The sequence below is a fragment of the Rhodococcus sp. CX genome, assembly GCF_015865005.1.
Classification (GTDB): Bacteria; Actinomycetota; Actinomycetes; order Mycobacteriales; family Mycobacteriaceae; genus Rhodococcus.
On record NZ_JADZGH010000008.1, the window covers coordinates 7,641 to 18,418 of the forward strand.

General features: G+C 69.8%; 9 protein-coding genes and 1 pseudogene. 2 read left to right on the forward strand and 8 right to left on the reverse strand.

What is annotated here, in order from left to right:
* The 6 genes and pseudogenes from I0Q12_RS00550 to dapE all read right to left on the reverse strand — a co-directional run.
* The coding region (locus tag I0Q12_RS00550; RefSeq protein ID WP_197250101.1) for a glucosyl-3-phosphoglycerate synthase at positions 1 to 872 on the reverse strand (872 nt) is incomplete at its 3' end.
* Positions 869 to 1,837, reverse strand: coding sequence for a dihydropteroate synthase (folP, locus tag I0Q12_RS00555; RefSeq protein WP_231609762.1), 969 nt, complete (start codon positions 1,835 to 1,837; stop codon positions 869 to 871). The genes folP and I0Q12_RS00550, both read right to left, overlap by 4 nt.
* A gap of 89 nt (positions 1,838 to 1,926) precedes the next feature.
* A complete protein-coding gene (locus tag I0Q12_RS00560) occupies positions 1,927 to 3,705 on the reverse strand; it encodes a long-chain-acyl-CoA synthetase (protein WP_374068485.1) in 1,779 nt (592 codons plus the stop codon).
* Between the two features lie 109 nt (positions 3,706 to 3,814).
* A complete protein-coding gene (locus I0Q12_RS00565; protein WP_374068486.1) occupies positions 3,815 to 4,408 on the reverse strand; it encodes a TIGR00730 family Rossman fold protein in 594 nt (197 codons plus the stop codon).
* Positions 4,402 to 5,202: a TIGR00730 family Rossman fold protein gene (locus I0Q12_RS00570; RefSeq protein ID WP_197250103.1), complete on the reverse strand. Its 801-nt coding sequence runs from the start codon at positions 5,200 to 5,202 to the stop codon at positions 4,402 to 4,404. The genes I0Q12_RS00565 and I0Q12_RS00570 overlap by 7 nt, the downstream gene beginning before the upstream one ends.
* Positions 5,203 to 5,212: 10 nt before the next feature.
* A pseudogene (gene dapE, locus I0Q12_RS00575) lies at positions 5,213 to 6,264 on the reverse strand (succinyl-diaminopimelate desuccinylase).
* A 76-nt stretch (positions 6,265 to 6,340) separates the two neighbouring features.
* On the opposite strand from dapE, the gene dapD reads away from it, so the two are divergent.
* Together dapD and I0Q12_RS00585 are read left to right on the forward strand one after the other, a co-directional pair.
* Positions 6,341 to 7,294 (forward strand): 2,3,4,5-tetrahydropyridine-2,6-dicarboxylate N-succinyltransferase, encoded by a 954-nt coding sequence (gene dapD / locus I0Q12_RS00580; RefSeq protein WP_197250104.1) that lies wholly within the window; start codon positions 6,341 to 6,343, stop codon positions 7,292 to 7,294.
* Between the two features lie 118 nt (positions 7,295 to 7,412).
* Positions 7,413 to 8,738: an amino acid permease gene (locus I0Q12_RS00585; RefSeq protein WP_374068489.1), complete on the forward strand. Its 1,326-nt coding sequence runs from the start codon at positions 7,413 to 7,415 to the stop codon at positions 8,736 to 8,738.
* A gap of 18 nt (positions 8,739 to 8,756) precedes the next feature.
* Here the strand turns inward: I0Q12_RS00585 and I0Q12_RS00590 are convergent, their stop codons facing one another.
* Positions 8,757 to 10,400: a VWA domain-containing protein gene (locus tag I0Q12_RS00590; RefSeq protein ID WP_197250106.1), complete on the reverse strand. Its 1,644-nt coding sequence runs from the start codon at positions 10,398 to 10,400 to the stop codon at positions 8,757 to 8,759.
* A 92-nt stretch (positions 10,401 to 10,492) separates the two neighbouring features.
* The coding region (locus I0Q12_RS31615) for a CdaR family transcriptional regulator (protein WP_231609763.1) at positions 10,493 to 10,778 on the reverse strand (286 nt) is incomplete at its 5' end.

A 10,778-nucleotide genomic window follows, 5' to 3' on the forward strand; every position in this document is an offset into this window, starting at 1 on the left:
TCCCCGTCGACGAGGAACTGGGTCAGCGGCGCCCCGGAGTCGGGGATGCCGCAGCGACGCAGCATCGTGCCGATGATCTGCCGGCTCATGAGCCCGAGATCCGCCAGCGGCCGGTTCCGGTGCTTACGGACACCGAGGTTGACCTGCGCGATGGCGCCGAGCCCGAGCCGATCGTAGGTGTCCAGGAGCAAACCGATCTCGACACCGTAACTGGGCGCGAACGGCACCGCGGTCAGCAGTTCGCGGGTCCCCGCGTACTCGCCGCCGAGCGGCTGCAGCACGCACGTGAGTTCGGGACGCAACGCCGCCAGCAGCGGACGCGCCACCAGCTCGGTCACGCGACCGCCGCCGTTCGCGTCCTCGGTGCCGCTCACCCGCAGCGGGCGCCGGTAGTAGCCCTTGACCAGGTGCACGCCGTCGCCGAGCAGCAGCGGGCCGAGCAGTTTCGGCACGAACGCCGGGTCCGGCTTGATCAGATCGGAGTCGACGAACACGATCAGGTCGCCGGTGGTGGCGGCGAGCGAGCGCCACAGCACCTCGCCCTTGCCGGGCACCGGGTCGATGCCCGGCACCGCCTCCTCACGGGTCAGGACCTGCGCACCGGCGGCGCGTGCGCGTTCGGCGGTGGCGTCGGTCGATCCGGAATCCAGCACGATCAGTTCGTCGACGAGGCCGCCGAGGAGCGGGTGGATCGTGTCCACGACGGCTCCGACGGTCTTCTCCTCGTTCAACGCCGGCAGCACCACCGAGACGGTGCGTCCGGCCTTGGCGCGCTCGAGTTCGGCGACCGTCCAGCTCGGTTGGTCCCAGCTGTTCGTCTCGCCCCATCCTCGGGCCGGGGCGTCCGTTCCGACGCGGACCGGGGCGCTCATGCCAGCCCCCGGGTCGTGCGTGCGGGCGGGCGGGTGCCCGCGATGGCAGCGACCATGTCGACGACCCGGCGGGTCGCTGCGACCTCGTGAACCCGGAACATTCGCGCGCCTGCCGCGGCGGCCAGTGCTGTCGCTGCCAATGTGCCCTCCAACCGGTCGGCGAGTTCCACTCCCAGAGTCTCCCCGACGAAGTCCTTGTTGCTCAGCGCCATCAGCACCGGCCACCCGGTATTTACGAGAACGTCCACCCGACGCAACAACTCGAGCCCGTGATAGGTGTTTTTTCCGAAATCGTGGGTCGGGTCGATGAGGATCGAGTCCGCCGCGACCCCGGCCCGGGCGGCGTTCTCGGCCGCGGCCACCACCTCGGCGGTCACCTGCCCGACGATGTCGGCATAGCGCACCCGGTGCGGGCGGGTGCGCGGCACCGCGCCGCCGGTGTGCGAGCAGACGATGCCGGCACCGAGTTCGGCGGCGACCGAGACCAGGTCCGGATCGGCTCCCGCCCAGGTGTCGTTGATCAGGTCCGCGCCCTCGGCGACCGCGCGGCGCGCCACGTCCGAGCGCCACGTGTCGACGCTGATGATCACCTCGGGGTAGCGCGCCCGTATCGCGGCGACGAACGGCACCACGCGCCGGGTCTCCTCGGCGTTGTCGACCACCTCACCCGGTCCCGCCTTGACCCCGCCGATGTCGATGAGGTCGGCGCCCTCGGCGACGGCACGGTCGACCGCGGCCAGGGCCGCCTCGTCGGTGAACGTGGCGCCACGGTCGTAGAACGAGTCGGGGGTCCGGTTGACGATGGCCATCACCAGCGCCCGGTCGGTCGCGACGGGTCGTCCGCACAGCGTCGGCAGCGGACCACCCGGTGCCTGCGCCGGGGCGCCGGAGGCCGGACGGGCGCCCTCGGGCACGGGGTCAGCGCAGCGACTCGGGTGGTCGCCGGAGGTGGCAGGGCCGATCATGAGCCCATCCTGACACGCACCCCGAACACGCGGAGCCGAGGACCGGGCGCCGCGGCGGGGACCGGCGGTCTCCGGAGCCGCGTCCGGTGTCAGCGCGTCGAAGGCAGCTCTCCTCGCGCAACGGCCTCGACGTACCCGTCGTAGGCGGGCCGGTAGCCACCGGACCGGCCCTCGAGGACGTACAGCGGGTCGTCGCCGGTCTTCGAGAATCCCTCGTCGCGCAGCTCCACCTTGCGGCTCTTGAACGTGCTGGTGTGTTCGAGTTCGTCGACGATCCGCACGAAGAGCGGCACCGCGTACGGCGGCAGCGACGCGAACAGGTCCCGGGCGAGCCGCACGCCGTCGAGCTCGGCGTCCGGATGCAACGTCACGGCGGCCATGCCGGCGCGGCCGTCGGCGCCCGGGACCTCGACGCCGTAGACCACGGCCTCGGAGATCGCGTCGTGCGCGGAGAGCGCGCCTTCGACCTCGGTGGTCGCGACGTTCTCACCCTTCCACCGGAAGGTGTCGCCGAGCCGGTCGACGAACGCGACGTGCATGTAACCCTGGCTGCGCACGAGGTCGCCGGTGTCGAACCAGGTGTCGCCGTCGGCGAATCCGTTGCGCACCAGCTTCGCTTCGGTGGCCTCGGGGTCGGTGTAGCCGTCGAACGGCGCCCGGTCGGTGACCTTGGCCAGCAGCAGGCCCACCTCGCCTGTGCGGACGCGGCGCAGTCGGCCGTCCGCGCCGCGGCGGGCCTTGCCGGTGTCCTGGTCGTATTCGACGACCGCGTACGGCAGGGGGCACACCCCGGCGGTGTGCGTCTGGTTGAGGGCGTTGATGAAGGCGATGTTGCATTCGCTGGCGCCGTAGAACTCGGCGACCCGGTCGATGCCGAACCGCTCGGTGAACTCGGTCCACAGTTCGGGGCGCAGCCCGTTGCCGACGACGAGCCGGATGCCGTTGTCGTGGTCGTCGGGGCGCGGCGGCTGGTTGAGCAGGTAGCGGCAGATCTCGCCGATGTAGATGAAGGCGGTCGCGCCGTTGCGCTTCGCGTCCGCCCAGAATCCCGACGCCGAGAACTTGCGGCCGAGCGCGAGGGTCGCGCCGGAAGCCAGCACCGACGACAGCGCGACCGTCAGGGCGTTGTTGTGGTACAGCGGCAGACAGCAGTACAGGGTGTCGTCGCGGCGCAACCGGACGCCGAGGCTGCCGAGCCCGGACATCGACTTCAGCCAGCGGAAGTGGGTCATCCGGCTGGCCTTGGGCAGGCCGGTCGTGCCGGACGTGAAGATGTAGTACGCGGTGTGACGGGCGTGCAGCCGCTCGGTGACCGCGGGGTTCGCGGAGTCGGCGTCGGCGGCCAGTGCGTCGAGTTCCCCGACCCGCAGCGGGGACGTGCCGAGGGCTGCCGGATCGATCGACGCCAGGGCGTCCTCGCATTCCTCGCCGACGATCAGGATGCGGCTGTCGATCAGACCGAGGCTGTGCGCGAGGACGTCGCCGCGCTGGTTGTGGTTGAGCATGCCCGCGGCGGCACCGAGTTTGACGGCGGCGAGGGTGATCAGCAGCGCCTCGGGCCGGTTCTTCATGAGGATCCCGACGACGTCACCGGTCTGTACCCCACGCTGCGCCAGGACGCTCGCGTAGCGGTTGACCTGGGCGTTGGCATCCCCGTAGCTGATCGAGTCGCCTTCGAATCGCAGGAACGGGCGGTCCGGCCGGCGCTCGGCGACACGCTGGAAGACCAGACCGATCGATTCCCGGGCGTCGGGACGGCGGGTCATACCCAGCGCACCGCGCAGCAGGCTGGGCAGGTCCGGCAGCATCGCCGGAAGCTGACCGGCAAGGCCCAACAGGGAAACGGTCGATTTGTGCTCGGTGGTCACTGGCATCCTCTCGGAAGGTCTGCACACAGCGTCGAAGAACAGCGTCGAAGAACAGCGTCGACCACTAACCTACTCGAGGGTAAGCACGCTGGCGAGGGTTCGGGGTGCGCTAGCTCACAACACCGATCGCACAGCGATCCAGGGCGTCCGCGACCTCCGCGGTGACCTGGAGTCCGTCCAGTGCTCGCTGCGCGACGAATCCCGTGCCGACCATCGAGCGGAGCCACTCGAGCAGCCCGGTGTAGTGCCCGACCGGGTCGAGCAGCACCACCGGCTTGTCGTGCATGCCCAGGTACCCGGCCGTCCACGTCTCGAACAGTTCCTCGAGGGTGCCGATACCGCCGGGCAACGCGATGAACGCGTGCGCCCGATCCTCCATCACCTGTTTGCGTTCGCGCATGGTCTCGGTGACGATCAGCTCGTCGGCGTCGACGTCGGCGACCTCGCGATGGACCAGCGCTTTCGGGATCACGCCCACGGTGTGCGCGCCGGCGGCGCGGGCCGCCTCGGCGACCGCGCCCATCATCGACACGTTGCCGCCACCGGACACGAGCTGCCAGCCTCGCCGGCCGATCTCGGTCCCCACCGCCGCGGCCAGCTCCAGATACGACCCGTCGACCGGCCCGGACGCGCAGTACACGCACACCGACAACGCGATCGGCTGCCCGTTCACCGCGCCCGGTACCGGCGCTCCGTTCACCACGACGTGTTCTCCTCGTACAGCGTGTCCGCCTCTTCCCCACGGTGGGCCTCGACGATGATGCGGACCGCCTCCTCGACGCTGTCGGTGACCGACAGCAGTTCCAGATCGCCGGGCGAGATCTTGCCGGCGCGCACCATGACGGTGCGGATCCAATCGAGCAGTCCCGACCAGTACTCGGTGCCGAGCAGCACGATCGGGAACCGGGTGATCTTGTGGGTCTGCACAAGGGTCACGGCCTCGAACAGCTCGTCGAGCGTCCCGAATCCGCCGGGCAGACAGATGAACGCCTGCGAGTACTTGACGAACATCGTCTTGCGGGCGAAGAAGTACCGGAAGTTCAGGCCCAGATCGACCCATTCGTTGAGGGCCTGCTCGAACGGCAGCTCGATGCCGAGTCCGATGGAGAACCCACCGGATTCGCTCGCGCCGCGGTTCGCGGCCTCCATCGCACCCGGCCCGCCACCGGTGACCACCGCGTATCCCGCCTCGACCAGTGCCGCACCGAGTTTGCGCCCGAGCGCGTACTCGGGATCGTCCTCCGGGGTGCGTGCGGAACCGAACACCGCGACCGCACGCGGGACCTCGGCGAGCGCGCCGAAGCCCTCGATGAACTCGCTCTGGATGCGAAGGACCCGCCACGGATCGGTGTGCACCCAGTCCGTGGGTCCGCGACGGTCCAGCAGACGCTGGTCCATCGTCGTCGTCTCGACCGCGCGGTCGCCGCGCAACTGCACGGGACCGCGCTGAACGATCTTGGCGCGGGACTTGCGCCGGCCGGATTCGGTGTCTGACATGGGGTTCACGCTATCGGGAGAGGTAGTCGCGCAGCACCGCGGCCACTTCGGTGATCTGCCCGACCGGGACGTGCTCGTCACGTTTGTGCGCGAGATTCGGATCGCCCGGCCCGTAGTTCACGGCGGGGATGCCCAGCGCGGCGAACCGCGAGACGTCGGTCCAGCCGTACTTGGCGCGGAACCGGCCGCCGCCGGATCCGACAGGCCCGGGAGAGCACCGGGCGAGGCGTCGGTGAGTTCGAAGGTGATGTCGAGTCCGTCGAAGACCTCCCGCACGTGGGCGACGGCCTGGTCGACGGTGCGGTCAGGCGCGAACCGGAAGTTGACGTCGACGTCGGCGGCGTCGGGCACCACGTTGCCGGCGACACCACCGGTGATACGCACGGCCGACAGCCCTTCCCGGTACACGCAGCCGTCGATGTCCACCGACCGCGCCTCGTACCGCGACAGCCGCTCGAGCACCGGGGCGAGACGGTGGATCGCGTTGTCCCCCAACCACGACCGGGCCGAGTGCGCCCGAACCCCGGACGTGGACAGCCGCGCCCGCAGCGTGCCCTGGCAGCCCGCCTCGATCTGTCCGGCCGTCGGCTCGCCGAGGATCGCGACGTCCGCGGCCAGCCAGTCCGGCAGTTCCTTCTCGATCCGGCCGAGACCGTTGAACTCGGCGGCGATCTCCTCGCAGTCGTAGAACACGAGGGTCAGGTCGTGCGCGGGGTCCGCGACCGTCGCCGCCAGGTGCAGGAACACCGCGTCGCCCGACTTCATGTCGACGGTGCCGCATCCCCACAGCAGATCGCCGTCGCGGCGGGACGGGACGTTGTCGGCGATAGGCACCGTGTCCAGGTGCCCGGCGAGCATCACCCGGCTGCCCAGACCCCGATTCGTGCGGGCGAGCACGGCATTGCCGCAGCGCACGATCTCGAAGCCGGAGGTCTGTTCGCGCAGCGCGGTCTCGACCGCATCGGCGATCACGGCCTCGTCGTGCGACACGCTGGGAATGTCCACCAGCGCAGCGGTCAACTCGACGGGATCGGCGTGCAGGTCCAGGCGTGGTACGGGCATAGGTGCACGATACGGAACGCGGGTTTTTCACAGGGCAGGCGCAGCCGGGCAATGCCCTCGCGTAATCTTCTCGACCGTGAGTGCACTCGGAGCATCGGCAGTAGGCATCGCGAACATCGCGGCGGACGGCACCGTCCTCGACACCTGGTACCCGGCCCCCACGCTGGGCGAATACGGCGAGACGGGCACGCAGCGGCTCGAGGGCACCGACATCCCGTCGGACCTGGCGCTGCTCGCCGGCACCGACGAGGCCCGCGAGGTCTCCCAGGTCGTGGTGCGCACGACGATCGCCGACCTGTCCCAGGCTCCCGTCGACGCGCACGACGTGTACCTGCGCCTGCACCTTCTTTCGCACCGCCTGGTGAAGCCGCACGGCCAGAACCTGGATGGCATCTTCGGTCTGCTCGCCAACGTCGTGTGGACCAACTTCGGCCCGTGCGCCGTCGAGAACTTCGAAACCGTTCGTTCGCGCCTGCGCATCCGCGGTCACGTCACCGTCTTCGGGGTCGACAAGTTCCCGCGCATGGTCGACTACGTCGTGCCGTCGGGTGTGCGCATCGCCGACGCCGACCGCGTCCGGCTGGGCGCGCACCTCGCGTCGGGCACCACCGTCATGCACGAGGGCTTCGTGAACTTCAACGCCGGCACGCTCGGCAGCTCGATGGTCGAGGGTCGCATCTCCGGTGGCGTGGTCGTCGACGACGGCTCCGACATCGGTGGCGGCGCGTCCATCATGGGCACCCTCTCCGGCGGCGGCAAGGAAGTCATCTCGATCGGCAAGCGCTGCCTGCTCGGCGCCAACGCCGGTGTCGGCATCTCGCTCGGCGACGACTGCATAGTCGAAGCCGGCCTGTACATCACCGCGGGCACCAAGGTCACCGGACCGGACGGAACCGTCGTCAAGGCCAAGGAACTCAGCGGCGCGTCGAACCTGCTGCTGCGCCGCAACTCGGTCAGCGGGGCCGTCGAGGTCGTCCCCAACAAGGGCACCGGCGTCGAACTGAACGCCGCCCTGCACGCCAACGACTGAGCCCGGCGCGCATCCGAACAGAGCTACACCCGAACAGAGCAGAGCAGTGACCGAAGCCGGACGACCCCACACCGAGATCGAGGATCTGGGCACCGGCCTGAAGGTCCGGCACCTGACGATGATGGGACTCGGTTCCGCCATCGGCGCGGGCCTGTTCCTGGGGTCCGGCGTCGGCATCGCCGCCGCCGGACCCGCGGTCATCGTCTCGTACATTCTCGCGGGCATCATGATCATCTTCGTGATGCGGATGCTCGGTGAGATGGGTGCCGCGCTGCCCGCCAGCGGTTCGTTCTCCCACTACGCGCGCATCGGCATCGGCGAGTGGGCCGGCTTCACGATGGGCTGGCTCTACTGGTTCATGCTGATCATGGTGCTCGGCGTCGAGATCACCGGCGCCTCGAGCATTGTCAACTCGTGGATCCCCGCGGTGCCGCAGTGGGTGATCGCGCTGGTGTTCGTCACGTTCTTCGCGGTCGTCAACCTCGCGAAGGTCGCGAACTTCGGGGAATTCGAATTCTGGTTCGCCGCACTGAAGGTCGCGGTGATCGTCGCGTTCCTCGTCATCGGTGTGCTGCTGGTGTTCGGCCTGTTGCCCGGGACCGAACCGGTCGGGACGACGCATCTGTTCGGTGACGGCGACGGCTTCGCGCCGAACGGCATCGCGGGTATCGCCGCGGGTCTGCTCGCGGTCGCGTTCGCATTCGGCGGCATCGAGATCGTCACCATCGCGGCCGCCGAATCCCGGGACCCGGAACGAGCCATCGCGACCGCGGTGCGCACCGTCGTCTGGCGCATCAGCATGTTCTACCTGGGGTCCATCGCGATCATGGTGCTGGTGCTGCCGTGGACCGTCGCGGGCAGCACCGACGATTCGCCGTTCGTGTCCGTGCTCGACGTCGCAGGCATCCCGTACGTCTCCGGATTCATGGAACTGGTCGTCGTGGTGGCGCTCCTGTCGGCCTTCAACGCGAACGTCTACGGAACGTCCCGGATGGCGTTCGCCCTCTCCCGCGGCGGCGACGGTCCCGCCGCCCTGAGCAAGCTCTCGCACACCGGGGTGCCGCGCAACGCGGTGCTGCTGTCGGTGTTCTTCGGGTTCGTCAGCGTGCTGCTGAACTGGCTGCTGCCCGACACCCTGCTCGGGATCCTGCTCAATGCGGTCGGCTCGGCGCTGCTGGCGATCTGGATCTTCGTCGTCGTCGCGCAGTTGCGCCTGCGTCCGCGATTCGAGCGCGAAGGCGTCCTCACGGTCCGCATGTGGGCGTTCCCCTACCTGAGCTGGTTCACCCTGGCGATGCTCGGCGCGTTCATCGTGCTGATGCTGTTCGACGACGCCGCCCGCATCCAGTTGCTGTCGACGCTCGTGCTGTTCCTGGTGATCGCCGGGATCGGCTTCGTGTGGCAGCGCCGCACCCGGCAGCACCCGACCCGGCAGGCGCAGTAGCCGGCCGATCGAACCTCGCTAGCGGGTGCGGTCCACGAGGGCGCTGACGAAGATCGCCGAGATGTCGGCAGGGTCCTGCGCGATGTAGCTCGTTCCGCCGGTGGCGTGGGCGATCGCCGCGAGCGCATCCGCATCGGCGTCGTCCGTGATGCCGACCGTGACGATCACGACCGGCCGGGCCGGATTCTGCTCGCGCTCGAGGGTCGCGACCAGATCCTCCCGGCCGATGCCGCCCGATTCGTCGTCCCCACCGTCGGTCAGGACGATGACGCTGTTGATCGCGCGCGGGTCGTAGGTGGCCTGCATCTGCCGGAACGCTGCGAGTGTCGTGTCGTAGAGGGCCGCGCGATCGCCCGCCGCTGCCGCCGCCTCGGCCGCCACAGTGGTGCTGAGCGTGTTCATCAGATCCCGCTGCAGGTGCCCGTCCACCATGGTGTCGAGCCGCCGGATGGGCAGCAGTTCGCGGTGGCCCTGCCCGTCCCCGCCGAGATCGTCGGCGAACACCCACAGGCCGGCCTGCACGCTGCCCGAGAACATCGCCGTGGCGGAGCGGGCAGCCTGCTCGGTGAGTTGCAGGCGCGTGGCGCCGCCGACCGGCGTGTTCATCGACGCAGAGACGTCGACGGCGACGAGCGTGCGGATCGGCAGGGCCAGTACCGCCCACGCCTGCAGCGCTTCCTGAGCGATGCTCTCGTCGTGCAGGGTCATCGCGGTGATCTCACCGACCCCGGCTCCCTCGGGCAGGGCCCGCCCGGCGGGATCGCGGAACCCGTGGGCGACGAAGACGTCCCGCGCCCACTGCGTCGAGAAGATGTCCGCCAGCATCCGTCCCGCCTCGGTCGCGTCGCGGTGCCGCTCCGGGCCCGGCGCCGTCACCACCAGCGAGTAGTCGAGCAGAATGCTGCCGTTGTCGGGCACCTTCGCTTCGAGCACCGCGCCCCCGAGTGCGTCACCGCCGTCGGTGTTGTACCGGTGGAACTGCTGTTCGGTGGCGACACCGACCCCGCCCTCCGACGCGATCAGGTCGAGCAGGACCCCACCGGTCGGTGGCTCGTCCGGCCGGGCGTTCTCGCGCTGCGCGAGGGGTGCCATCGCGGTGCGCACGGTGCCGATCGCGACCGGATCGTTCTCGGTTTCGGCGAGCGCCGCCCGGATCGGCGCCGCGGCTACACCCGTGCGCAGCGGATTGCCCGGACGCAGGTCCTTCAGGGCGAGGGCGGCCCGCCAGGTGGCCACCTCGGGGACCTGCCCGGGCCGTCCGACCAGGACCGCCGGCGTCGTCGCGATCGGCGTGAGGACGGTCTGCACCGGACCCGACGCCATCGCCGACGCGCGGGTGGCCCACCAGCCCGAATCCGTAATCCACAGGTCGGGTGCGCCCTCCCCGGTTCCGAGCAGGCCCGCAACGTCACCGGGTTCGGCGACCGAGACGGTGAAGCGTGTACATCCGGTGTCGGCACGGGCGAGTACCTCTTCGACCGCGTCCTCGATTCCGGGCGCCACCGCGAGGGTGTATTCGTCGACGACTTCGCACCGGTCCCGCCAGGCCCGGACCGCTCCCGCCACACCGGCGCCCAGTCCGACAAACAGTGCGACGACCAGCAGGTACGCGGCGGCCCTCCGTGTCGGGCGACGCTTCCGCTCGCCGGGCGGCACCGCCATACGACTCCTCCCCTGACCGATGATCCGGCCGACCTCCGGGTATTACCCCCATATGACGCCGGTCACACCTTATCGGTCATGAGATGCAATCGTTACAGCATCGTGAGACCCCCGGCGTGTTCCGGCACGACACCCTCCAACCGCCGAGCCACGATCGCGGCCTGCAACTGCCGCAACCCGGACGGCCGGGTCGGGTCGTACCCGGTCAACTGCGCGATGCGCTTGAGCCGGTAGTCGACGGTGTTGGCGTGCACGTGGAGCGTGCGGGCGGTGAGCTGGCGGCTCAGGTCGTGGGCGATGTGCGTCTCGAGCGTCTCGATGAGCTCCGGCGTGTCGTCGAGCGGTTCGAGGACCCGGGCGAGGTACTCGCGCGCCGGG

Bases quoted from the DNA above. Each gene is read 5' to 3' on its own strand.
- folP (WP_231609762.1), bottom strand. From the start codon at position 1,837: ATGATCGGCCCTGCCACCTCCGGCGACCACCCGAGTCGCTGCGCTGAC.
- I0Q12_RS00570 (WP_197250103.1), bottom strand. From the start codon at position 5,202: ATGTCAGACACCGAATCCGGCCGGCGCAAGTCCCGCGCCAAGATCGTT.
- I0Q12_RS00585 (WP_374068489.1), top strand. From the start codon at position 7,413: ATGATGGGACTCGGTTCCGCCATCGGCGCGGGCCTGTTCCTGGGGTCC.
- I0Q12_RS00590 (WP_197250106.1), bottom strand. From the start codon at position 10,400: ATGGCGGTGCCGCCCGGCGAGCGGAAGCGTCGCCCGACACGGAGGGCC.